Source organism: Gordonia sp. 'Campus' (assembly GCF_022206305.1).
Lineage (GTDB): Bacteria > Actinomycetota > Actinomycetes > Mycobacteriales > Mycobacteriaceae > Gordonia.
This window is the reverse complement of the sequence record NZ_JAKOIW010000017.1, coordinates 51,738-74,789: the sequence shown is the minus strand read 5'-3', so window position 1 is coordinate 74,789 and position 23,052 is coordinate 51,738. Positions and strand designations below refer to the sequence as shown.

Below are 23,052 nucleotides of genomic sequence, written 5' to 3'. Positions count from 1 at the left end.
TGGGGCGGGGTTGATCGGGATGTGGGCTGTCCCGAAAGGAGATGGCGGGGGAGGGAGTGCGGGTTGTGTTGGTGTACGTCGTGACCGCCGGGAGCGGTCCGCCGGCGGTCACGACGTAGGTTCGGGTCCGGCTCAGCTGGATGCGGTGAGGTCGAAGCCGATGTACTCGGCGGCGTCCTCCGGGCTGGCGAACAGGAAGGTCCGGTCGTCGAGGTGCACCATCCGCCCGTAGTGGGTGGAGCTGATCTCCTCGAAGATCGAGCCGTCGAAGTCCTGGCCGAGCGCGTCGGTCAGCTCGTCGTAGTCGAACTCGAGCCGGTTGACGCCGTCGACCCGGATCATCGACGGGTACTCGGTGAGCTCGACGCCTTCCTTGGCGCCCATCACATCGGCCACCACGCGGCCGATCGGGGTGTTCATGAGGGTCACGCCGCACATGTTGGAGAACTCGGTCTCCGCGCCGAATTGCATGGTCACTTGGTCAACTCCTCGGGAATCGCGACATCGATGGATGTCAGCAGGTCGGTGAACTTGGCGGTCGCCGCGTCCAGGCTGGTGGCGAAGGTGATGGATTTGTCGGCCGGTTGCGACCAGATCGGTTGCAGCGCACGGGCCGCATCCAGGCACCGCGGCACCCACACCGACAGCCATCGGCCGAACAGTTCCTTGTTCTGCGCCCCGAATTGCTCGTCGCGGCTGAGGATGCGGAACAGGTTGCGCGTGTATGCGAGGTCCCGGTCGTAGTCGTGTTCGCCGGTGCCGACGATGGTGGGCGTGATGTAGTCGCCGTTGCGCGCCGCGACCTGCATCACCAGTTCGGACCGGAACAGCGACCCGACGAGCTGCTCGAAGACGATGTTGGTCGCGAACAACAACTCGCACCAGTCGCCGACCGCGGTGAGCCGTTCGACGACCTCGCGGGTGGGCTGCCACTCGGTGGCGGATCGCCACACATCGATGTGCGCGCTGCCGTCGAATGTCTCCTCGGCCTCGGAGAGGTCGAGATTGAACAGTGCGAGGTCCTGGGCGAACCGCATCTTGTGGGCGGCGTTCACCGCCACCGCGGTGTTGATCATGTTGGTCGGACCCGACCGCTGGATCGATGTGAACACGTGCAGCGCCAGGCCGTTCTCGGCGTGCATCCACGCGCCGAGGTTGCGTTCGATGAACTTCAGCCACGGCGCGTTCCAGGAGTCGTAGGCGCGGGCGCGCTTGGCGTTCTGCAGGCACAGGTCGACCTGGTGGACCACCGCGGAGTTGTTGCGGTAGATGGTCTGATCCCATTCCTCGTTGGGGTCGAGAAAGGCGTGCCAGTTGCCGGATCTGGCGACCGTCCATTCCTGGGGATAGCCACCGGGTCCGTCACCGAAGCCGTAGATCCAACCCTGCGTCAGATGACGCTCGGGATCGGGTTGGACGTCGACGGTCACGTCCTCGTACGTCGTCGCACGTTTCTTGGCCGGTTCGTAGTAGCTGTACTTGCGGCTTCGCGAACTGGGGAACTCCTTGGCGCCGGCTTCGGCGTCGGTGAACTCGATGGACGGGAAACTGCGTTCCCGCTGACTGGGTTTGGGTGCGGTGGGTGCGGACATGCTGCGCGCTCCTCGGGGTCTCGGCGGCTGTCGGGGTGTGGGTGGACTAGTCGAATGCCGGGCTGGTGAAACTGTCGTAGAAGATCTGGTCGCGTGGCACCGAATGTTGTTCGGCGAGAGCCAATGCCGCGTCGACCATGGGCGGGGGGCCGCAGAAGTACACCTCCGTTCGGGAGAGGTCGGATTCGCGACCGTCGACGATGTCGGTGACGTTGCCCTCGGCGACCGTGACACCTACGGGTACGTCGACGGCGGATTCGGACAGACACGCGGTGAAGGCGAAATCCTCGATCTTCTCGCCGAGAGCGGCGATCTCGTCGAGACAGAAGAGGTCGGCCGCGCTCCGGGCGCCGTAGTAGAAACGCACGGGGCGCTGAATTCCTGCTTCGCTGATGTGCCGCAGGAGCGACAGCAGCGGCGCCATTCCCGCCCCGCCGCCGATGCAGACGAGCGGGAGCACGTGTCCGTTGCGGAGGGTGCACGAGCCGTAGGGGCCGTTGACCATGATCTCGGTCCCCGGTTCGAGTCCGTTCTCGAGCATCCCGGCGAAGACCCCGCCGGGATATTTCTTGATGAGGAACTCGAGCCGGTCCGGGGTGGACTGGGTGGTGGCGATGGAGAACGACCGCTTCTCCTGCGTTCCGGGGATCATGAGGTCCACGTACTGGCCGGCCTTGAACTCGAAGGTCTCCGGTTCGACGACGTCGAGCCGCAGCGACACGATGTCCTTGGTCATCGGCTCCACCGCGGCGACGCGGGTGCGAACGTCCTGAATTGGTGCGCCGCCGAGCAATTCGTCCTCGTCGAAGTTCAGCAACTCGATGTCGCAGTCGCTGTAGGCATACGTGCGGCAGAGCAGTACGTACCCCTCGGCCTCTTCGGCGTCGTTGCAGGCGAACGTCGAGTAGTCGTCCATCTGGACATCGCCGTCGAGCATGTAGGACTTGCATGCCGAGCACCGGCCCTCCCGGCACCCGTGCATGAGGTGGATGCCCTGCCGGAAGGCGGCGTCGAGGATGGTCTCGTCCTCGCCCACCTCCATCTCGATGTCGACGGGGGCGAAATTGATGCGATGTGTGTCGGCCACGGAAGCTCCTGAGCGAAGGGAAGTGCGACGAAACGGTTCAGTTGCGGATGTGGTGGACGGCGCGGTTGCGGAGGTTCGCGCCGTCCACCACCCCTGCCGCCTCAGGCCGGAACGGCCCCGTTGCGGTTGGCTCGGTAGGCGGCGATGTGCGCTTCCCGCTCTGCGTCGGACATCTCGTTCAGCAGCACGTTGGGGCTGTTGAAGACGTTCCCGCGGACGTCGTCGAGCGTCCACATCTTCTTGGGATCGAGATCCAGGTGCGGTTGCGGGATCAGCGTCTTGCCATCGTCGCGGACGTAACCGAGGTCTTCGATGATGTCGGCGAGATCCTTGCCGTGGTGCAGGGTCTCCCATTCCCGGAACCCGGTGAGGCGACCCATGTTCGGTGTCTCCCGGCCTTCGTACTCACCGCGGAAGGCGACCGCGTCGGTCCAGTAGCAGGTCTCCGAGCAGTAGGTGCGCCACTGGTCGTCGACCTTCTCGGTGACCATGTCCTCACGGATGAGGCAGGGGACCATGCAGGTCCAGCAGCGGTGCGGGTACTCGTAGTCGACGCTCTCGAAGGCGATCGGCTTGTTGCGGCCCGGGTAGGCGAGACGGTTGTAGTTCTCCCACCACTTGCCGAACTTGTTGTACCAACCGGGGTACTTCTCCTCGAACCACTCGAAGTCCTTGTCGGTCATGGCGTCGATCCGCCAGTAATTGACCGGCCAGCCGGTGGCGAAGAAGCGCGCCACCTCGTGGACGTAGTGCTTGTTGGTGATCCGGTTCCAGGCTTCCTCCACCAGGTCGTGCGGGATGGTGAGCCCGTACTTCTCCAGCGGCAGAAGGTAACTGCGGTAGTAGTCGTCGTAGATCCAGCGACGCAACATCTCGGCGTAGCTCTCGCGGTCCTTGCGGCGGTCTTTGGTGCCGTACTCGATGAACGTGCCGATCGCCGCGTCGACGACGCAATGGTTGTTCCACCACGCGTAACGCAGATCCCGTTCGAGCAGCGGGCGATTGCGCTCGTCGGCCAGCGCCATCAGCAGGATGGAGTAACCATTGGAGATGTGCCGCGACTCGTCGGACTGCACCGAGTGGAAGACCGTGGGGAGCAGGTAGTCGCCGTTGGCGGCCGCCTCGTCGGGCATCGCGACGAACAGGGTGTTGGTGAACGCTGTCTCGGCGACGACGGTGAGGTAGATGTTGGCCGCGGTGATGGCGTCACCGGTGATGAATCCCTCACCGAACTGGCGGCCGATGGTGCCGGCGTAGTTGTTGGCGAAGGCCTTCTCGGTGATGTCGAAGCCGGCCGGGTCGATGTAGTTGTTCATGTACAGCTTCTTGAGGTTCATCTGGATCGTCGAATGACGAACCTCGTCGATCATCTGCACGGCGAGACCGTTGTGGATCTCTGGATTGGGGACCGCGTCGATGGCCATCGGCATCGCGCGGGCCGCGGAGATCTCGGGGAAGGGGATGATCGACAGGAACAGCTTCTGCCATTCCAGCCACCGTTCCTGGACCTGACGGAACATGTTGCCGCGGATGGCGCCGTCCATGGCGCCGTACACGCGGTTGTCCTTCTCCTCCTCCATCGGGAAGTACGACCGCATGATCTGCTTCAGCGGATCCTTCTTGGGAGCCTTCTCGAAGGTGTAGTCGGTACCGAACCGGGTGGCCGGGGTCGCGAAGGTGGGCTCCCAGGACAACTCGGTGATCTTCGCATGGGCTTTTGTCAAGCTCTGCCTGCTCAAAGTGCGCCTCCTCTGTGGAGAGCCGACGGGTGCCGGCCCGCATGGACTGGAGCGACTTCGATACAACCGTGTGACGTGGATAACAAACGTCTCACTGTGAGACGGAGACGAAACACCCGTCGTCCGCGGATCGCAGACGACGGGTGTGTCGGGGTGGAAGGCCGGCTAAGCGGGTTGTGCGGGCGCGGCGAACGACCCCGACGGCAACACCGGATCGTTGAGACGCTGCGCGTACTGATCGAAGTAGATCCGGGCGATGAGTTCGCGACGACTGCGTACGCCGGCCTTGTCGAAGATCGATTTCAGGTGATCCTGCACGGTGTAGGCAGACACGTGGAGCGCGGTCGCGATGTCCTTGGTGGCGACACTCTGCAGCACCATCTGTGTGACGTCTCGCTCGCGCGCGGTGAGGCCGAATGCCTCGACCACGAGCGGGATGATCTCCGGCGGCCGCGCCTCCTCGATGGTCACCACGACCTCGCCCACCCGGCCGTCGGCCGAGGACAGCGGCGAGGCGTGGATGACCAGCCACATGCCTGACGCACCACGCACTCGCAGACGCGGCGGGACGGTGGACTCGCCCGTCCCGTAACGCCGCGCTGCGCCGATGAGGCCGTAGATGGGGTTCATCACGGCCGCGCCGTTCGGGCCGGACGACAGGTCGTCGATGCGTTCCCGGCTGCCGGCACTCATCTGGACCACTTCGTTGTCCCGGTTGACGATCAGCACCGCCGGACCGTGCACGGCCGCGGGAACCGGACCGGGCACGTTCGGCATGTCGGCGACCACGCTGCTCAGCAGACCGACCCGGACGCCGTGTGCGAGCGTGCGCGACAGCGAGGCCAGGAACTCCACTTCGTCGGAATCGAACGGCCTGCAACCGGAACCGCTGCGGAACAGCGAGATACCGGCCCACGCCCGGTCCCCGTCGCGCAGCACGAGCCGGGCCTCGTCGTGGAAGCAGTACTCCGGGATCATCAACTGCGACATGCGGTTCGACTGTTCGGGCGCACCTCGCTCCAGCAACTTCATGCCGACGGCGTCGCGCCGCTCGGCGACCATCTGACGGAACGCGGTCGGCTCCACCTGGCCGTACTCGAGGAGACCCCAATCGGGATCACGATGATCCTGGCCGAGCAGTGCGCCGTACTTGCGGGCGCTGGTCAGCAGCACGGTGTTGGGATCGAAGGTGCCGATGCAGAAGGCGTCGGCGGGCACCGCGCGGCCCAGCGAGGCCACGGTCTCGGCGAAGAACTCGTCGAGAGTCAGGCCGGCGTGGGCCACGACCTCGATGTCGCGGCGCACACGCTCGGCGGTCAGACTCGATGTCATCCGACAATTGTCTGCGTGAGCTGCGGTGATGTCTATCCCACAATCGTGGGATCACCCGGTTGGAGGACACCGTTCGGATCGTGGCGACGCCGGATGGTCTCCAGGCGCATCCGCTGATCGTCGGGCCAGAGTGCGGCGCGTTCGGTGGCCGTACGTCCCGAGAAGTTCAGCAGCGCACCGCATGCGTGGTCGGCGAGCGCGTCGTTCACGGCGGCGAGGTGAGCCCCGACCTGGTCGCCGAGCGGCCCCGCGGGCACACCGATCGCGAGCGTGACGAACGCGGCGTCCCGGCCGGTGACCGCGTTGGGCACCCGCTGTGCCTGGCGCAACCGGCCGCCGAGCAACCGGATCTCGACGATCGCGAGCGGACTCGCCACCTGCGGCCCGGCGACGGCGAGAAGTGCGTCGACGGCGGAGGCCGGCAGGTCGGCGAGCGCGCACCCGCGTTCGGCGCTCGGCATGGGCCCGGGGGGATCCATGTGCACCGCGTCGAGTGCGGCCGTCGGCAGGACGTCGATGTTCTCCAGCAGGATCGGGCCCGCCGACCGCATCGGTGCCAGCAGCGCGGCGGCGGCGGACGGGTCACCGGTGTGGGTGTACCGGAGATGGACCGCGATCTGGCCCTGCAGCGGCGCGGGCAGGTTGGGATCGGGCGGGAGCCGCAGGATCGCGATGGACGTCCCGGCCTCCTCGGGGAGCGTCGGCGCCCATTCCCGCCACGCGTGCAGCACGTCGGAGGCCGCGGAGCCGGCGAAGAAGACACCGCCCCCGTAGAAGGTGGGGAGGTCGACGAGGTCGAACTCGATCGCCGTGACGATGCCGAATCCGTCGCGGCCGCCCAGGAGGGCCCAGAACAGGTCGGACCCGGCCGAAGCGTCGACCGTGCGGATGATGCCGTCCGCGGTGACGAGTTCGATCGAACGCACATGGTCTGCGGCATAACCGAATCGGCGCCCCAGGGGACTGAGGCCGCCGCCGAGGGTGTACCCCACGACGCCCACCGACGACGAGGAGCCGACCAGTCCGGTGAGGCCGTGCGGTGCGGTCGCGGCGGCGACGTCGCGCCAGCGCGCGCCCGCCCCCACCCGGGCGGTCTTCGCCACCGGGTCCACCTCGACCGCGGTCATGCGTGAGGTCGTCACGACGAGCGTGCCGCGCCCCTCGATCGGCATTCCGTGGCCGGTGGCGCGCACACCGACACGGAGCCCTTCGGAGCGGGCATACCGCACGGCGGCAGCGACGTCGGCGGCTCCGGTGGCGCCGACGACGACCTGTGCGGCCGGTATCGCGGCCAGGTTGAACCCGGCCAGTTCGGCGGTGTAGCCCTCGTCGGCGGGGGTGAGTACGGGGCCGGCGACCGCCGACAGCAGGGCGTCGAAGTCGGTGGAGCCGACGGGTTCGGAGGTGATGGACACGGTGTTTCCTTCGGGGATCGGGGCGGCGTTCATGGGACTCAGAGTGGCTGACTCCCTTTTGTTCCCGCCATCCCTCGAACGCGGGAAATGCGCCGGCCAGAGTTCTGGACGCGACACCTCCCAGAACTCTGGGGGACGCGGCCGAACTCCCGCGCCGTCCCCGGAACAGCCCCCGAAAACCGCCCGTCACAGCAGCACCGTCGACGATGCGTCACCGGTGCTGCTGTGACGGGCGGTTTCCGGCAGGGTGTTCCGCTAGTCCGCCAGGGCCCGGTAGGTGGCCGCCTCGAAGGCGAGATACCCGTCGACCGCGGCGGGGTCGAAGAAGGGGAAGACCTGCGACGCCCAGAATCCGCCGACGCCGTTGTGCGGGTCGATCCAGTAGTAGAGGTTGGCCAATCCCGCCCAGGACTGCGACCCGGCCGGTCGGCCGGTCGGCGCGTCGGCGTCGTTGACCATGAACGGGTACGACCACGATTTCGGTGTGCCCGAGAAGAATTCGACGTCATGACTCAACGGTGGGATCACGCCGGGCAGGCGGCGCACGGCGAGGTCCCCGATCTGGTTGCGCAAGGCGATCTCGACGGTGTCGGGACGCAGGATCTGCTGTCCGGTGTCGGAACGACCGCCCCGCAACCACATCCGGAGGAATCGGAGGTAATCCGGAACGGTCGAGTACAGGCCTTGCCCGCCCATGTCGATCTCGGGATCGGTGGGTTGTGCCCAACGGTGATTGGGCACGAGCTCACCGCGTTTGCGCATGTGGAGGGTAGCCCGTCTGCGCCGGGCGTCGTCGGAGAGCGCGAATCCGGTGTCGGACATGCCCAGTGGCGTGAGAACCCGATCGTCCATCACGTCGCGGAGACGACGCCCGGCGACGGCCTCGATGACAAGTCCGGCCCAGTCGAGTCCGGAGCCGTACTCCCACTCGGTGCCGGGGTCGAACAACAGCGGGGTGCGCAACGACGCCCTGGTGGCTGTCGCGACGGCGGGCACGCCGTGGTCGGCGGTCAGCCGTCGGTAGGTCTCGTTGAAGAAGTCATAGCCGAAACCTGCAGTGTGCGTGAGCAACTGGTGGGTCGTGAGATCGGCGGCGGGTGGGCGCAGAAGAAGGCCGCCGTCGTCATCGAAACCGTCGATCACCTGCAGCTCACCGATGTCGGGCACATAGGACCGTGCGGGGGCGTGGAGGTCGAGGGCGCCCTCCTCGGCGAGCTGCAGCGCCACGGTCGCGGTGATCGCCTTCGTGGCCGAGAAGATCCCGAACACCGAGTCGACGGTCATCGGCTGCTCGTCGTCGAGCGCCCGGACGCCCGATGCGTCCAGGAACACGGTCCGCTCGGGAGTCGTGACCCCGGCGACGATGCCCGGCACACGGCGTTCACCCTGCACCCACTCGTCGAGGACGCGTCCTGCCTCGGCGGTGAGGCGATCGGTGTCGATCCGTCGCGGGGGCAGTCGATCGGCGGGGACAGAGCTCATGAGGGGACTCCGATGCTGTCTGTGGGTGGGTGGTGGGTGTCAGGGCCGGGTGCCGAGAAAGGTGGCGAGGCGGTCGATCGCCAGCGTGAGGTCGTCGGTGGAGGCCGCGTAGGACAGCCGCACGTAGCGATCGGCGCCGTCGACACCGAAATCCTTGCCGGGGGTCATCGCGACGTGGGCCTCGGCGAGCGCGCGGTCGCAGAACTCCGCCGACGTCATCCCGGTGGCGCTGACATCGAGGTAGACATAGAAGGCCCCATCAGGGATCACCGGGACGTCGAGGCCGATGGCGGCCAGCCCGTCGACGACCAGAGTGCGGCGGCGGACGAACTCCCGACGATTGCGCTCGGCCACCGCCAGCGACTCGGGGGTGAAGCATGCGAGGGCGGCGTGCTGGGACGGGGTCGGCGGGCAGACGTAGAAGTTCTGGGCCAGTCGCTCGAGGACCGGCACCATGTCATCCGGCACGATGCACCAGCCCAGCCGCCATCCGGTCATGCCGAAGTACTTGGAGAAGCTGTTGATGACGACGGTCTCGGCGACACCGGGCGTGTCCGCGGCCAGGATGCTGCGCGGCGGACGCCCGTCGGGTTCCGGGTCGGACAATCCGAGATAGATCTCGTCGACGATCGACCAGCCCCCGCGATCTGCCACCAGGTCGCACATCGTGACGAGTTCGTCGTGGGGCATCGAGGTGCCCGTGGGATTCGACGGTGTGGCGACGATGACCCCGCGGGTGTCGGCGTTCCACGCGGCGTCGACCTCGGCGGAGGTGAGCTGGAACCGACTCGCAGGCGTCGTCGGCAGGAGGGTGACACGTGCCCCGAAAGCGTGGGCGAACTGGCGATTGCAGGGATACGACGGGTCGCCGATCAGGACCTCGTCATCGGGATCGACGAGCGCCGCGCAGGCCATGAGCAGCGCGGCCGACGCGCCCGAGGTGACCGCGACCCGCGACGGATCGACCGAGGCGCCGAAGTGCTGGCCGTAGAATTCCGCGATCGCCGTTCGCAGTTCAGGGAGACCGATCGCGCCGGTGTAGGCCAGCGGGCGCCCGTCGGAGGCCTCCCGCGCCGCGGCGAGTACTGCCGGCGGCGGTCCGAAGTCGGGTTCGCCGATGTTCAGCCGCACGACCGCGTGGCCCTGCGCCTCGAGTTCGGCGGCCTTCTTCGCGAACTCCATCGCGTAGAACGGGGCGATCCCTTCGGCGCGTCGGGAGATCTTCATGACTGTCATTGTGCGCGTTCGACGAAACGCGGCCCGCGACGCCTCCCACACGACACCACCCCGGCGAGGGTGCGCGCGGCCGTGCAGGATGTGAGGGTGCCGATTCCCGAATTCATCCGCGATCTGCGGGCCCAGCTGGGTCACCGTGAGCTGTGGCTGTCCGGCGTCAGCGTCGTCGTCCTCGACGATGCCGGGCGGATCCTGCTCACCCGACGTGTCGACAACGGGCAGTGGGCCGTCGTGTCCGGTGTCCTCGAGCCGGGTGAGGAACCGGCTCACGCAGCACTGCGCGAGGTCACCGAGGAGACGGCCGTCACCGCCGAGATCATCCGGTTGACCAGCGTCGACGTCACCCCGCTCATCACCTATCCGAACGGTGACCAGACCCGCTACCTCGACGTCTGCTTCCTCGCCCGCCACGTCGACGGACAGCCGCGCGCCGCCGACGACGAGAACTCCGACGCGGCGTGGTTCGATCCCGATGCCCTGCCCGAGAACCTCAGCGACACCTCTCGTCTGCGGATCGACAAGGCGCTCAGCGGCGACGAACGGGCGTGGTTCCGCCGATAGGGGACGCCTCAGGGAAGTCCCTGAAGTTCGCCCCAGATGTGGCGTCGGGTGTCGCTTTCGGGCCGACAGCGGCGGAGACTGGTCTCATGAGCACATCCACCAACACCACATCCGGTATGACCTTCTGGAAGGTCCTCGGCATCATCGCGATCGCGTTGATCGCACTGGCCGTCCTCGGCCCGCTGCTCGAGGGTCTGTTCTGGATCGCCCTCGTCGCACTCGCCCTCTACGGCGGCTACATGCTGTTCCGCTCGAACAAGAAGGGCACGCCGCCGACCACCTACTGAGCGATGCGCTTCGACCACCCCGTCGAGGATCGCGACGCGGTCTGTCTCGGGAACCGGGATGCATCGCAACGGGATTCAGGTCCCGTCCGCGCCCGACCAGCCCTGGCCCGGTGCGCGGATACTAGCCCCCGAACAGCAGATACAGCCCGAGGAACGTGTAGAAGACCATCGTCACCATCATGGTGAGCTGCCCGGTCAGCTGGTGCCGGCGGGGGAGGAGTCGCAGCGAGGCGTCGTGCGCGGCCGCCACCCCCATCATGTGTCCGCCGAGGACGAACGCCACCTTGAGCGTCACGGTCACCGTCGGATGATCCGACATCACGTACACGGGGTGAGCGTCGCCGAGCCACAGCACATTCCAGCCCCGGTCCAACGGATCGGCCAGTGCGAGAACGGCCTCCTGACCCTGTTCGACGAGCGACTGCAGGTAGTGCGCGAGGATGTAGCCGATGACGATCGGGACGAGCGAGTGCGCCATCAGTCCCGGGAGTTGTCGCCGGAGATCACGCTTCACGCCGCCGACCGCGCGTGCGGCCGACCAGAAGGTCACCGCCACGATGCCGATGAACACCAGCAGCCCGGCCGTGTTGACCCCGGTGGCGATCGCTCGATCGTCACCGGAGCTGTCGGCGACGATGTCTTGCCACATCGGAAACGCCGAGAAACTGTCGAAAGCGGTGGAGCCCAACAGGATCGCGAGAACCGCGACACTGCCGGGCAGAACCGGCAGTGTGGTCAGCGAGTTCATCGGGCTGCGCAGCATCACGCGTCCATCGGTGGTCCGAGCGAACGGGGCGAGTCGCGACGCGACGGTGCTGTAGACCGCGAACGGGTCCGCGTTCTCGGTCCATCGCAGCCCGCAGACGATGGCACCCACCACGGTGATCAAGACGTAGCACAGCAGCCAGACCCGCACCCACGACACCGAACTCGGTTCCGGTGAGGCGAGTTCCAGCCAGACGAAGGCGAACAATCCGAACGCGGCCGGCCACCAGCCGAGGCGTCGGGGATAGTCCCGGAGGCCGACGACGCCGGGACCGAAGACCCCACGTGCCACCCGGAGGACGGTGCGGATCGGTGACAGCAGTCGCCACACCGGTCCGATGAGTGCGGACAGCACGATCATGCCGACCCACAGGAGCACGTAGAACGCCCCGGTGAGCGGGTTGTCGTCGGTGTCCGGACCGAGCGCCGCGACGATGAGCCACAGCGTCAGGACCAGTGCCGCCGCCGAGATCACGCCGCGGACCCACCGGTTGTCCACGGCCGTCGTGACCCAGTCGGGTAGAGCCCGGCCGGCCTCGGGTCGGCCGTATCGCGGGGTGCGCCAGGCGAAGGCGAAGACCGCGAAGGAAATGGTCAACGCCCATGCGCCACCGATCAACACCGCGGTCAGCGGGACCGGCAGGAACTCCGAACCCCCGAGCCCATGGGCGAGAAGGGTGTCAGTCGGTCTCGCGCTCGGGGTCATCGGCCTCGTCTCGGATCGATGGGTCGGTGGTGGACGCTGCGGCAGGATCGGGAGTCTCGTCCCGGTCCTCGGCTGCGTCCTCGTCGTCGTCCTCGTCGTCCCCGCGCCGGCGGTCGGCGATCGCGATCACGACGATGACACCGACCAGTAGGAAGGCCGGAATCACCGCGGGCAGGGCGAGGATCAGTGGATGGGTCGCCAGCTCGACGACGCTCGGTTCCGGTGAAGGGCCGACGGTCACGGCTGTGGCTGCAACTCGGGCTCCCGCGCGCCGGCGGTCGCCTCGCGGGCATTGATCCGCCCGGCTCCCCAGGACAGTGCGGCGATGAGCAACAGTGAACACACGAGCACCACCAGGGCGGCGGCGCCGAACAGCCACGACGGGTAGTCGAAGGTGCGCTCACGCTGCAGGATCGAGATCTCCGCGACGAACGGTTTCGTCGAGGTCTGCTGCGCGGGTTCACCTTCCGCGCCGATCGCGGGATCCGCCGGAAGGTACACCGGCACACCGGCCATGGTGGTGCCGTCCTGCACGCGCAGGATGGTCTTCCACGAACCCGACACCGGCATCGGTTCGGTGGAGCGGAAGTGGTTGGGGCCCAAGCGATCCAGCCGATCGATGACGATGCCGCGGTCGTTGTCGATCCCGCCCTGCCACGACATCAAGGTGACCCACTCGGGGTCGCCGCCGACTGCGTCGGCCGGGTCGAGATAGACGTCGGCGGTGACGTTCTGGTCGGCGGCTTCGTTGGGTCCCGCCGGTGTCAGGACAACCCGAGCGGTCGTCTCCGCGGGCACGGACACACGCAGGCCGTTCGCGACGGCACCGCCGATCACGACCACCGACAGCACGACCGCGGTGACGCTGATCCAGCGTCGGGGCAGTCGCTCACCGACCGAGACGATGCCGAGCAATCCGCCGCACAGGCCGGCGACGACGCCCACCGGGATGGCCATCGCCAGCGCTTCTCCCCACATGCCCGTGACCCAGGGGAACGGGTATGCCGCGGCGATCCACCACGACTCGATCCAGAGTCCGAGCGTCGCCACACCGAGACCGGCGACGGCGCCGAAGAGCACTCGCCGTTTGAGCAGCGGGGTCAGGGCGAGCAGTTCGATGACCACTGCCGCGCCCAGGTAGAGCGGGAACACGTTGATCGGCGCGCCGAGCGCGGGGCCGACGACGACCGCGACCACGCCGCGGAGCAGGATCGCGAACACCGCGGCGATGAGCGCGCTGCCCGGCCCGAGGGTGATCCGTGCGGCGACGAGCGCGAACGCCCCCGCGCCGGCGATCATCATGGGCTGCAGCACGAGGCGGAACTGCTCGACGCCGAAGTCGTATTCGATCTGGAAGACCGACATGCCGATGACGAGACCGCCGAAGGCGAGGCATCGGACGAGCCACTGCATCCGCCCGTCCTCCGGTGCGTCGGGACCCATCGCGGCACGGCCCTCACGATCGAGGATCACGACCGCGATCAGTGACAGACCCGCCCCGCCGATGAGCATCAGATGCGTCGGACCCCACAGGGTGACGTCCTGACCGAAGATGCGGTGCCAGACGTCGTCCAGGGGGAAGCCGAGCAGTGCGTAGAAGCCGCAGCCGGCCAACAGAATTCCACCGACCGGGGCGTACCAGTGGCGGGTGATCCGGACCGCCGAGCGGCCCGGCTTCTCGAAGGGCAGGAACACCGACAGCATGCCGGAGATGAACAGCAGGAACAGGCCCACCAGGATGAAGTAATGCGCGGGGTTGGCCAGCGGCCCCTCGTCGCGGCCGTCACCGATGTGCAGGCTGACGTCCCAGAGGAAACCGAACAGGGCGCAGATGATCGTGCTGGTGAACAGGAAGATCGGCAGCGCAGCCCATGGTGGGCGGTTCACGCGGCGCGCGGCCCACTCCGACAGGGTGGTCAGCCACGTGATCTTCCGCGCGCGGTGCAGGTAGCCGATCCAGAGCAGACCGATCGACACGACGGCGGCCACCGCGGACATGAGGAAAACCTGGTCGAGCGCCGCCCCGCCGCCCTCGGCGGCCAGCTGCAAAGGCGCGCCATCGCGTGTTGTCATGGTCGAAGTATGCACAACCTCACCCGGGTATCGGAAGCCGATCGGTCAAACCGGATGTCTCGGTCCGACGAGCGGCGTCGGAACCGGGGTCTCATCGACTCGAAAAACCACCCCGCGCATGCGCCCTCGGGGCGGTGCCCGGCGACTTTGTGTCGCCGAGGTGCCGCTGATGGCGCAGTGCCGGGGTGGTTGTGAGGCCGGCTCTCGGCCGGTGTGTTCGATGTCCGTCAGCGGACGGGTGCGCACGACGAGATCGCGCAGATCTCCTCGGGCAATTCCACTCCGGGGATCTGCGGAATGGGCGGAAGCCCGGGAATGCTCGGCAGATCGGGAATGGAGGGATTCTCCGGCTTCGGGGCGGGAGTTGTCGTCTCGCCGCCCGGAACCGTCACACGGATGGGATCCGCGGTCGGCGTCATTGCGGTGAGCGGGGGATTGGTGCCCCAGAACTGTTCGTTCGCGCGGGTGCCCGGCGGCAGGGTGATCGTCGTGCATCCCCAGTAGACGTCATAGGTCCCGTCGGGGATCGTGGTCGAGCCGGTCGGCGCGGGAGGCGTGCCCTGAGAGATGCGCAGGGGCACCGACTTCGAGGAGCCGGGGGAGATGAGCGCGCCGAGCTCCTCCGGTGTCTGGTAGCCGAACACCACCTGCGACGGAGCGTCACCTGCGCGAACGCCGAAGATCTCGCACCCGATACGCTTGGCGGCGTTGTTCGTGACCGTCAGCGATACGGTGTTCCCGGACACCGTGGGGGACGCGGTGACGTCGGTGGGCGCGGCCGATGCCGCAGGTGCGAGGGCCGCCCCGGCGATCGCGGCGGCACCGAACGCCACGCCGGCGGAGATCCTACGGAATCGGGTCTTCATACGATTGTCCTTTCCCCGCGAGGGGGTCGACGGCATTGTCCGAGATTCTGTGTCGGCCGACAGCGTGAATTCGAGACGAATACCGAGAAAATGTATCCGGAATCGAGCCGACCGAGTCTATTCGTCTTTGTTCGCCGAAGGTCGGCACGGACATTCTGGCAGATTTCCGGCATATCGGCAGAATGAGGACTGCAGAATCGGTGATTTCCGAGCTGTTCCGGGCCGCCGAGATCTGGCGGCAATGAGCGGTGGGGTCGGCGTGGGCTCGGTAGTCTGACCCCGACGCAGGCCGACCGAACAGACCGGGGACCCATGCCGACGGTGATCGCGACCATCAGCCTCAAGGGCGGGGTCGGGAAGACCACGCTCACGGCCGGTCTGGCGGCTTTCCTCGCCGGGGTCCACGGCAAGAGGGTGCTCCTGGTCGACCTCGACGCCCAGACCAATCTGACGACGATGATGATCGGCCAGGAGCGGTGGGCCGTGTGCAACGGGCGACGCCACACCGTCGCAGCCCTGTTCGCCGACGTGCTCGACGGCACCCGGTCGTTCGATCTGGAACACAGCGTCCAGCGCGACGTGTCCTCGGTCGACGGTCTGGCCGGGATCGATCTGCTTCCCTCGTCGCTGGACCTGATCGACCTCGCCGAGGAACTCAGCGCATATCGGGTGGCCGCCGACGATCATCTGGCCGGCGTCGAGGCCCTGCGCTCCGCGCTCGCCCCCGATCATCGACGACTACGACTACGTACTGCTCGACTGTCCGCCGAACGTGGGCCCGTTCAGCCTGAACGGGCTGGCGATGGCCGGCGGCTACCTGATCCCGACCATTCCGGACGTGCTGTCCACCTACGCGATTCCCCACATACAGCGGCAGGTCGCGGAGTTCGGCGCCGAACTAGGTCGCGAGATCGTCGAACTCGGCGTCGTGATCTCGAAGTACCGCCCGGCGTCGACGCTGCACCAGGACACGGTTCGTCGTCTGCGGCGGGACCCCACGATCCAGAACGTGCTGCCGGCGTACCTGCATGAGTCCAACGCGATCGGTGCGGCTGCCGACTTCGCGGCCTGGCCGAGCCTGCGCGCGAAGTACGGATACCACGGCCACTTCGATCAGTTCCGGGATCTGACCCGCGCCGTCATGGTCGAGGCCGAGGCCAAGCTCGCCGCCCCGGCGTGAGGTCGGACGATCCGCCACCGCCCGAAGTTCCCGATCCCATTCACACGACCGACGCCCAAGCGCAGGTCGAGCATCTAAATTCATCTCAGCCGCCGACCGGCGGCGCCCTCCACGACTCCACAGGAGCGCCCATCATGCGCAAGGTGCACATCACTTCGATCCTCGGCGCGGCGGCAGTGGCCGTCGCACTCACCGCGTGCGGTTCCGACGACTCGTCATCGTCGGGAAGCACCGACGCCGAGGCCTCGGTGACCGTCGACGGCAAGGAGCTGGAACTGTCCGACAAGACGGTCGGCTGCACCGACACCGCGGGCAAGGTCACGATCGGCATCGGTTCCGGTTCGGGCTCGGGGATCGGCGTGGTGCTCACCTCCGGCGACTCACCCGAGGTGGAATCGGTGGGGCTGGGCTCTCTCGACGGGGTGACCCTCGGCTACCAGAAGGGTGCCGGGCAGGGCAGCGCCGAGGTGACCAAGGACGGTGACACCTACACGGTCTCGGGTGAGGCGTCGGGTATCGATCTCGCCAACCCCACCCAGCAGGTGACGAAGGCCTACGAGATCAAGGTGACCTGCCCCTGACCTGCTGCTCGAGCGTCCAGAGTTCGCTGCTGATCTCGCTGGGGTCACGGTCACGGTGTCGATGTGTACACGGTTTCGACGGATATGTGTGAAGACCCCGCCTTCTGGGTAGCTTCCGCTGTGTAGCGAGTCGAACGATCCGTGGTCGGGGGGATTCGACGATTCGCACAACGGATCAATGACGACCCTAGGAGGCAGACATGCTGGGAATTGGCATCATCGCGTGGATCATCATCGGTGGACTGGCCGGCTGGATCGCCAGCAAGATCATGAAGACCGATGCGCAGCAGGGGATCATCCTCAACATCGTGGTCGGGGTCATCGGCGGTCTGCTCGGAGGCTGGCTGCTGAAACTGTTCGGCGTCGACGTGGAGGGTGCCGGCTGGATCTTCAGCTTCATCACCTGTCTCGCCGGTGCATGCATCTTGCTGTTCCTCGTCGGATTGGTGACCGGTCGCGGTCGTCGAACCCGCGTCTGACAGCTCGTTCTCTCCGCCCCGGTCCGGCACACTCGCACGAGTGTGTCGGACCGGGGCGGAGTCGTGTCCGAGCTGGGTCCCCTGACGTGTGCGTACGTTGGGTGGAGACCGAGCGACCCCCAAGTGACCAGACGAAAGTGAGCATCCAGTGACTCGAGTGGCGATCATCGGCGGACACGGCAAGATCGCGTTGCGGTTGGCGACGATCCTGGCCGCCCGCGGCGACCAGGTGACCTCGATCATCCGAAACCCTGAACACGCGGCCGACGTCGCCGCGACCGGTGCGGTGCCCGTGGTCGCCGACATCGAGACGCTCGACACCACCGGGATCGCGACCGCGATCTCCGAACACGACGCCGTCGTGTGGTCGGCCGGCGCGGGTGGCGGTGACCAGGCGCGGACCTACAGCGTCGACCGGGACGCGGCCATCCGTTCGATGGACGCCGCGGTCCGGGCCGGTGTGCACCGGTACGTGATGGTGTCCTACTTCGGTGCGGGGCCGGATCACGGGGTCCCCGAAGACAACTCGTTCCACGCGTACGCGGAGGCCAAGGCGGCCGCAGACACCTATCTCAGATCCACGGACCTGCAGTGGACGATCCTCGGGCCGAGCCGTCTCACCGACGACGAGGGCAGCGGCAAGGTCTCGCTCGGGGGCGACCGCACCGAGGGCGACGAGGTGAGTCGTGACAACGTGGCCCAGGTGGCGGCGGAGGTACTCGCGCGTCCGGAGACCGCGCACAAGGTCATCGAGTTCAACGACGGTGACACCCCGATCCCCGATGCCGTCGCCCGGGCCTGACGGAATCGACATCGGACCCGGACTCGGACCCGCGGCGGACGCGGGCCGGCGGCCCGGGCTCGACCGACTCCTGTCCCGGCTGCGGCACATCGTCGGTGACGCACACGTCGTCACCGACCCCGATGCCATGGCGGGATTCCTGATCGACTGGACCGGCCGTCATCGGGGTCAGGCCGACGCCGTCCTCCGGCCGCGCACAACCGACGAGGTGTCCCGGGCCGTCGTCGAATGCGCCGAGGTCGACGCGGAGATCTGCGCCCAGGGCGGCAACACGGGTCTGGTGGGCGGCTCCGTACCGCCGTCGGACCGCGCGGGATCTCGTCCGCGGATCGTCATCTCGACCGCGCGGATGACCGACATCGACGACGTGGACGTCATCGGCCGATGTGTTGGCGTCCAGGCCGGCGCGACCGTCGAGGCGATCGATGCCCGGGCCGGCGCGGTCGGGCTGGCGTTCGGCGTCGACCTCGCGTCCCGGCACAGTGCCACCGCGGGTGGTGTGGTCGCGACGAACGCCGGCGGCATCCGCATGATCCGGCGTGGCAACACCCGGGCCCAGGTACTCGGCATCGAGGCGGTGCTGGCCGACGGCCGCATTCTGCGGCGCTGGACGTCGCTCGTCAAAGACAATGTGGGATATGACCTTCCCGGGTTGCTGACCGGCAGCGAGGGAACACTCGCGGTGATCACCCGCGTTCTGTTCCGGCTCGTCGTGCCACCTCGGGCGTCGATCGTGGCGGTCGCGGCGATCGACCGTGTCGCCGACGCGGTCGAGCTCATCGGTACGGCGGCGTCGAGAGGCCTCACCGTCGAGGCCGCGGAGCTGATGACCGAGGCGGGCATCGCGCTCGTGGCCGCACACGGTCACCGTCGTCCCACGGCGGCATCCGGTCCCTTCTACGTCCTGCTCGAGGTGTCCGGTCCCGGCGACGTCGAGTCGGCGGCCGTCGAGCTGCTGCAGGGCGCCGGGGGCCTGATCGATGCGGTGCTCGAGCCGGGCCCCGCCCGTGCTTTGTGGGGTGCGCGCGAGGCGCACACCGAGACGATCGCCAGATCCAGTGTGACGCCGGTGGTGAAACTCGACATCTCCGTGCCCATCCGTGCCCTGGCAGAGGTGTTCGACGAGTTGGGCGCTGTGGGCGACAGGAACGATTCGCCATGCCGGCCTGTGCTTTTCGGACATGTGGGCGATGGCAACATCCACGTCAACCTGCTCGATGTCCCGCCCGACCGTGTCGACGACCTCACCGATCGGGTCTTCGGGATCGTCACCGCCCACGGAGGCAGCATCTCCGCCGAACACGGCATCGGCCGCGCCAAGGTCGCCTGGACGCATCTTGGTCGCGAGGCCGCGGACCTCGCCACGATGCGTGCCATCAAGGGCGCGCTCGACCCGAGGGGCGTACTCAACCCCGGCGTGCTGTTCGCCTGAGCGGCCGGTGTGGCGAACACGGCGCGCGGACCGAAATCCTGAGACCATGCACGAGTGGCTGATGTGAACCCCGATCGGTTGACCGAACTGGCACAGCGTTACGGCGTCGCCACCAGCTACGTCGGATGGGGTGAGCAGACACACGAGGTCGAACCCCAGACGCTGATCGCGGTCCTCGGCGCACTCGACGTCCCCGCCGGGTCCGCGGCCGAGATCGAGGACTCGATCCGCGAGATCGACGAGCAGCCCTGGCGCGAGTTCACTCCCGCCGTCACCGTCGTGACCGAAGGGGGCGGCAACACCTTCGTCGTGCATGTGCCGCATGGTCACCTGGTCAAGGTCTGGATCGTCACCGAGGACGGCGACGACGTGCCCGCGCGGCAACTCGATGCCTGGGTCGACCCGCGAGAGGTCGACGGAGTCCTGGTCGGTCGGGCGACGTTCGCCGTGCCCGACGACCTGGCGCCCGGCTACCACCAGATCAAGGCTCTCGACCTCGACGACTCGACAGCGTCGAGCGCACCGCTGATCGTGACCCCCCGACGCCTGCACACCGCCGACCGGTTGACCGGCCGCAAGCGCTGGGGCCTCGCGGCGCAGCTGTACTCCATCCGCTCGGCGGATTCCTGGGGTGTCGGCGATTTCGCGGACCTGACCGGTATCTGCGAGGTCGCCGGAAGTGCGTACGGTGCGGACTTCGTCCAGGTCAATCCACTCCACGCTGCACAGCCGCAGGCGCCCATCGAGGCGTCCCCCTACCTGCCGGTGACGCGTCGCTTCGTCAACCCCCTCTACATCCGGATCACCGACATCCCCGAACTGGACGGGCTGTCCAAGTCGCAGCGCAAATGGGTACGCAAACTCGGCCGCGGCTTCCTGGCGGAGAACACCGCGACCGACAAGATCAAGCGCAACAAGTCCTTCCGCGCGAAGATGGACGCACTCGAGCTGATCTACGATGTCCCGCTCGATCCGTCGCGTAAGTCTGCATATCGCGCATTCCGGCGTCGAGAGGGCAAGGGACTGAAGCGATTCGCGACGTGGTGTGCGCTCGCCGAACGCTACGACGCCGACGATCCGCGGTGGCACACCAAGTTCGCCGACCCCGCGTACATGAAGAAGAAGCGCGCAAAACTTGCGCGGCGCATCGACTTCCACATGTGGTTGCAGTGGATCTGTGACGAACAACTCGAGACCGCGGCACATGCGGCGACGTCCTCCGGGATGGCGATCGGGGTGATGGCCGACCTCGCGGTCGGCGTCGCCCGTCACAGCGCCGATGCGTGGGCGCTCGGCGATGTCCTGGCCACCGGCGCCACCGTCGGGGCGCCGCCGGACGGATTCAATCAGCAGGGGCAGGACTGGGATCAGCCACCGTGGCATCCGCGCCGTCTCGCCGAGGCGGGATACGAGCCCTACCGGGACATGATCCGCACCGTCTTGCGGCACGCGGGCGGAGTGCGGGTCGACCACATCCTCGGACTCTTCCGACTGTGGTGGATTCCCGACGGGGTCGGCCCGGCGGGCGGGACGTACGTCCGTTACGACAGCGAGGCCATGATCGGCATCCTCGCGCTGGAGGCGCAGCGTGCCGACGCCGTGGTCGTCGGCGAGGATCTCGGGGTGTTCGAACCCTCGGTCCAGGACACGCTGCGTGAGCGCGGCATTCTCGGGACGTCGATCCTCTGGTTCGAACAGGGGCCCGACGCCGCCGTCCCACCCGAGGAGTACCGGGAGTTGTGTCTGACCTCGGTGACCACCCACGACCTGCCCCCGACGGTCGGCTATCTCGCCGGCGACCACATCGCGCTGCGCTCGCGCCTGGGCCTGTTGGCCTCGGGTGAGGACGCCGAGCGGGCCCGTGACGCCCGTGAGCGCGACGCCGTCCTGGAACTCGCCTACGAGCGAGGGCTGCTGGCGCGGGACACCCCGCTCACCGATCCGAAGGTTGTCAATGCCCTGTACGCGCTCATCGCGCGCAGCCCGTCGGTGCTGCTGAGCGTCGCGCTGGTCGATGCGGTGGGGGAGAGAAGGATTCAGAACCAGCCGGGGACCGACAGCTCGCAGTACCCGAACTGGTGCATCCCCCTGGCCAATGCCGACGGCGACGTCGTGCTCGTCGAAGATCTGGTCAGCAGCGAGCGATTCCGCCGGCTGGTGTCGGTGCTCAACGAGTCGGGCGTTCCAGGTTCCTGACCGCCACGATCGTCAGGACGAGGGCGAGCAGGGCGAGCACCGCCACCCCGATGTTGAAGGCGATGCCCGCCGGTCGAAGCCCCCAGGACTGGGCGGTCACGCCCTGTCCGACGATGGGGATCGAGATGGCGACGTAGGCGACGACGAAGTAGGTCGAGGTGACCTCGGCCTTGCGACCGGCCGGGCTCGCCGCGACCACCGACGCCAGTCCCTTGCTGAACGACATGCCCTGACCCACACCGCAGATGACCGCGCCGACGAGCAATGCCGCCGTCGATGCGGCGACGAGCCCGAGAATGGACACGCCCGTCCCCGCGATCAGGATGGCGCACCCGGCGATCAGTGCGGGCTCGGTGGGCATCCGGCGGACCACGATCTGGGTCAGCGCCGAGGACGCGAACAGCACGAACACCAGGAACCCGGTGAAGGCGTGGTTGTCGATCCCGAGGATGTTCGTCACGAACGACGGCATGACGCCGGTGAACGTGCCCATCACCGCGAATCCCGCGAAGGCGGCGATCGCCGCACGCAGGAAGACGCCCCGGATGTCGGCGGGGACCGACAGTCGCTGGACGCCGAGCCGGGCGCCGGGTCGGATGTCGACCGTCTCCTGTAGCCGCCAGATGCCCACGAACACGAGTGCCAGGAGCGCGAGGTCGACGACGAACGGTGTGCGCAGCGGAGCGGGGGCATACTCCGCGAGGACGCCGGCGATCAGCGGTCCGAGTCCGAGGCCACCGATGTTGGCGGCGGTGGCGACGGCGGGGGCACGTCCGCGCCACGATGCGGGGGCCAGCTCGATGACCGCGGTGGTCGCCGCGCCGGCGTAGATGCCCGCCGACAGGCCCGAGAGGACACGTCCGACGAGCAGCTGCCACACCGGCCCCGCGGTCAGGAACACCACCGCGCTGACCACGGACAGCACGGCCCCGGCGATGAGCAGTTTGCGTCGGCCGACCACATCGGACCAGCGGCCGAAGCCGATGAGGGCGGCGATGACGCCGGCGGCGTAGACGGCGAAGATCACCGTTGTCGTGGTGACGCCGAACCCGAGTTCCTCGGCATAGATCGAATAGAGCGGCGTCGGCAGCGTCGTGCCGAGCATGATGACGGTGAAGGCATAGACCGCGGCCGCGAAGGACGCGCCGGTGCCGGCTCGTGCGGCGGGGGAATTCGTACTGTCTGGCATGGCAGATGTCACGCTACCGCCGAGGTGCGACGAGCCTCTGGCCCATCCCTGT

General features: G+C 67.6%; 20 protein-coding genes and 1 pseudogene. 8 read left to right on the top strand and 13 right to left on the bottom strand.

The window, feature by feature from the left end; all coding sequences use genetic code 11:
• Nucleotides 1-132: 132 nt before the first annotated feature.
• The 8 genes from mimD to MAY35_RS17430 form a co-directional block, all read right to left on the bottom strand.
• Nucleotides 133-471 carry a propane 2-monooxygenase effector subunit MimD gene (gene mimD, locus MAY35_RS17465; RefSeq protein WP_238422613.1) on the bottom strand — a complete coding sequence of 113 codons (339 nt, stop codon included), beginning with the start codon at nucleotides 469-471 and terminating at the stop codon, nucleotides 133-135.
• Nucleotides 472-473: 2 nt separating this feature from the next.
• Nucleotides 474-1,592 carry an aromatic/alkene monooxygenase hydroxylase subunit beta gene (locus tag MAY35_RS17460; RefSeq protein WP_238422561.1) on the bottom strand — a complete coding sequence of 373 codons (1,119 nt, stop codon included), beginning with the start codon at nucleotides 1,590-1,592 and terminating at the stop codon, nucleotides 474-476.
• Nucleotides 1,593-1,638: 46 nt separating this feature from the next.
• Entirely contained in the window at nucleotides 1,639-2,679 is a 1,041-nt protein-coding gene (locus MAY35_RS17455) for a 2Fe-2S iron-sulfur cluster-binding protein (protein WP_238422560.1), read from the bottom strand.
• Nucleotides 2,680-2,780: 101 nt separating this feature from the next.
• The gene (locus tag MAY35_RS17450) at nucleotides 2,781-4,418 is read right to left on the bottom strand and encodes an aromatic/alkene/methane monooxygenase hydroxylase/oxygenase subunit alpha (protein ID WP_238422559.1); all 1,638 of its coding nucleotides are present in this window, start codon (nucleotides 4,416-4,418) and stop codon (nucleotides 2,781-2,783) included.
• A gap of 165 nt (nucleotides 4,419-4,583) precedes the next feature.
• Complete coding sequence (locus tag MAY35_RS17445) at nucleotides 4,584-5,750, bottom strand: helix-turn-helix transcriptional regulator (protein ID WP_238422558.1); 1,167 nt, start codon at nucleotides 5,748-5,750, stop codon at nucleotides 4,584-4,586.
• A gap of 32 nt (nucleotides 5,751-5,782) precedes the next feature.
• Entirely contained in the window at nucleotides 5,783-7,165 is a 1,383-nt protein-coding gene (locus MAY35_RS17440; protein WP_238422612.1) for an FAD-binding oxidoreductase, read from the bottom strand.
• 255 nt (nucleotides 7,166-7,420) lie between these two features.
• Nucleotides 7,421-8,647 carry a serine hydrolase gene (locus MAY35_RS17435; protein WP_238422557.1) on the bottom strand — a complete coding sequence of 409 codons (1,227 nt, stop codon included), beginning with the start codon at nucleotides 8,645-8,647 and terminating at the stop codon, nucleotides 7,421-7,423.
• A gap of 39 nt (nucleotides 8,648-8,686) precedes the next feature.
• Entirely contained in the window at nucleotides 8,687-9,874 is a 1,188-nt protein-coding gene (locus MAY35_RS17430; protein ID WP_238422556.1) for a pyridoxal phosphate-dependent aminotransferase, read from the bottom strand.
• A 96-nt stretch (nucleotides 9,875-9,970) separates the two neighbouring features.
• Between MAY35_RS17430 and MAY35_RS17425 the strand changes: the two genes are divergently transcribed.
• The gene (locus MAY35_RS17425) at nucleotides 9,971-10,444 is read left to right on the top strand and encodes an NUDIX domain-containing protein (protein WP_238422555.1); all 474 of its coding nucleotides are present in this window, start codon (nucleotides 9,971-9,973) and stop codon (nucleotides 10,442-10,444) included.
• A gap of 86 nt (nucleotides 10,445-10,530) precedes the next feature.
• Nucleotides 10,531-10,731 (top strand): hypothetical protein, encoded by a 201-nt coding sequence (locus tag MAY35_RS17420; protein WP_238422554.1) that lies wholly within the window; start codon nucleotides 10,531-10,533, stop codon nucleotides 10,729-10,731.
• A gap of 121 nt (nucleotides 10,732-10,852) precedes the next feature.
• Here the strand turns inward: MAY35_RS17420 and MAY35_RS17415 are convergent, their stop codons facing one another.
• The 4 genes from MAY35_RS17415 to MAY35_RS17400 all read right to left on the bottom strand — a co-directional run bounded on the left by MAY35_RS17415 (nucleotide 10,853) and on the right by MAY35_RS17400 (nucleotide 15,141).
• Nucleotides 10,853-12,202 carry a hypothetical protein gene (locus tag MAY35_RS17415; protein ID WP_238422553.1) on the bottom strand — a complete coding sequence of 450 codons (1,350 nt, stop codon included), beginning with the start codon at nucleotides 12,200-12,202 and terminating at the stop codon, nucleotides 10,853-10,855.
• Nucleotides 12,177-12,443 (bottom strand): hypothetical protein, encoded by a 267-nt coding sequence (locus MAY35_RS17410; RefSeq protein WP_238422552.1) that lies wholly within the window; start codon nucleotides 12,441-12,443, stop codon nucleotides 12,177-12,179. The genes MAY35_RS17415 and MAY35_RS17410 overlap by 26 nt, the downstream gene beginning before the upstream one ends.
• Nucleotides 12,440-14,275, bottom strand: coding sequence for a hypothetical protein (locus tag MAY35_RS17405; protein WP_238422551.1), 1,836 nt, complete (start codon nucleotides 14,273-14,275; stop codon nucleotides 12,440-12,442). The genes MAY35_RS17410 and MAY35_RS17405 overlap by 4 nt, the downstream gene beginning before the upstream one ends.
• A 227-nt stretch (nucleotides 14,276-14,502) precedes the next feature.
• Nucleotides 14,503-15,141 carry a hypothetical protein gene (locus tag MAY35_RS17400; protein ID WP_238422550.1) on the bottom strand — a complete coding sequence of 213 codons (639 nt, stop codon included), beginning with the start codon at nucleotides 15,139-15,141 and terminating at the stop codon, nucleotides 14,503-14,505.
• A 312-nt stretch (nucleotides 15,142-15,453) separates the two neighbouring features.
• On the opposite strand from MAY35_RS17400, the pseudogene MAY35_RS17395 reads away from it, so the two are divergent.
• The 6 genes and pseudogenes from MAY35_RS17395 to malQ all read left to right on the top strand — a co-directional run bounded on the left by MAY35_RS17395 (nucleotide 15,454) and on the right by malQ (nucleotide 21,811).
• A pseudogene (locus MAY35_RS17395) lies at nucleotides 15,454-16,321 on the top strand (ParA family protein).
• A 134-nt stretch (nucleotides 16,322-16,455) separates the two neighbouring features.
• Nucleotides 16,456-16,902, top strand: coding sequence for a lipoprotein LpqH (locus tag MAY35_RS17390; RefSeq protein ID WP_238422549.1), 447 nt, complete (start codon nucleotides 16,456-16,458; stop codon nucleotides 16,900-16,902).
• A gap of 200 nt (nucleotides 16,903-17,102) precedes the next feature.
• Nucleotides 17,103-17,381: a GlsB/YeaQ/YmgE family stress response membrane protein gene (locus MAY35_RS17385; RefSeq protein WP_238422548.1), complete on the top strand. Its 279-nt coding sequence runs from the start codon at nucleotides 17,103-17,105 to the stop codon at nucleotides 17,379-17,381.
• 148 nt (nucleotides 17,382-17,529) lie between these two features.
• Nucleotides 17,530-18,183, top strand: coding sequence for an SDR family oxidoreductase (locus MAY35_RS17380; protein ID WP_238422547.1), 654 nt, complete (start codon nucleotides 17,530-17,532; stop codon nucleotides 18,181-18,183).
• Nucleotides 18,164-19,615, top strand: a complete 1,452-nt coding sequence (locus MAY35_RS17375) for an FAD-binding oxidoreductase (RefSeq protein ID WP_238422546.1) — start codon at nucleotides 18,164-18,166, stop codon at nucleotides 19,613-19,615. The genes MAY35_RS17380 and MAY35_RS17375 overlap by 20 nt, the downstream gene beginning before the upstream one ends.
• Before the next feature lie 63 nt (nucleotides 19,616-19,678).
• Nucleotides 19,679-21,811, top strand: coding sequence for a 4-alpha-glucanotransferase (gene malQ, locus MAY35_RS17370; protein ID WP_238422611.1), 2,133 nt, complete (start codon nucleotides 19,679-19,681; stop codon nucleotides 21,809-21,811).
• Here the strand turns inward: malQ and MAY35_RS17365 are convergent.
• Nucleotides 21,783-23,000: an MFS transporter gene (locus MAY35_RS17365; protein ID WP_238422545.1), complete on the bottom strand. Its 1,218-nt coding sequence runs from the start codon at nucleotides 22,998-23,000 to the stop codon at nucleotides 21,783-21,785. The two genes, malQ and MAY35_RS17365, sit on opposite strands and share 29 nt — an antisense overlap.
• Nucleotides 23,001-23,052: the final 52 nt, after the last annotated feature.

Coding starts and splice junctions, on each gene's coding strand:
- mimD (WP_238422613.1), bottom strand. CDS start 471: ATGCAATTCGGCGCGGAGACCGAGTTCTCCAACATGTGCGGCGTGACC.
- MAY35_RS17460 (WP_238422561.1), bottom strand. CDS start 1,592: ATGTCCGCACCCACCGCACCCAAACCCAGTCAGCGGGAACGCAGTTTC.
- MAY35_RS17445 (WP_238422558.1), bottom strand. CDS start 5,750: ATGACATCGAGTCTGACCGCCGAGCGTGTGCGCCGCGACATCGAGGTC.
- MAY35_RS17435 (WP_238422557.1), bottom strand. CDS start 8,647: ATGAGCTCTGTCCCCGCCGATCGACTGCCCCCGCGACGGATCGACACC.
- MAY35_RS17430 (WP_238422556.1), bottom strand. CDS start 9,874: ATGAAGATCTCCCGACGCGCCGAAGGGATCGCCCCGTTCTACGCGATG.
- MAY35_RS17420 (WP_238422554.1), top strand. CDS start 10,531: ATGAGCACATCCACCAACACCACATCCGGTATGACCTTCTGGAAGGTC.
- MAY35_RS17415 (WP_238422553.1), bottom strand. CDS start 12,202: ATGACCCCGAGCGCGAGACCGACTGACACCCTTCTCGCCCATGGGCTC.
- MAY35_RS17405 (WP_238422551.1), bottom strand. CDS start 14,275: ATGACAACACGCGATGGCGCGCCTTTGCAGCTGGCCGCCGAGGGCGGC.
- MAY35_RS17400 (WP_238422550.1), bottom strand. CDS start 15,141: ATGAAGACCCGATTCCGTAGGATCTCCGCCGGCGTGGCGTTCGGTGCC.
- MAY35_RS17390 (WP_238422549.1), top strand. CDS start 16,456: ATGCGCAAGGTGCACATCACTTCGATCCTCGGCGCGGCGGCAGTGGCC.
- MAY35_RS17385 (WP_238422548.1), top strand. CDS start 17,103: ATGCTGGGAATTGGCATCATCGCGTGGATCATCATCGGTGGACTGGCC.
- MAY35_RS17375 (WP_238422546.1), top strand. CDS start 18,164: ATGCCGTCGCCCGGGCCTGACGGAATCGACATCGGACCCGGACTCGGA.
- MAY35_RS17365 (WP_238422545.1), bottom strand. CDS start 23,000: ATGCCAGACAGTACGAATTCCCCCGCCGCACGAGCCGGCACCGGCGCG.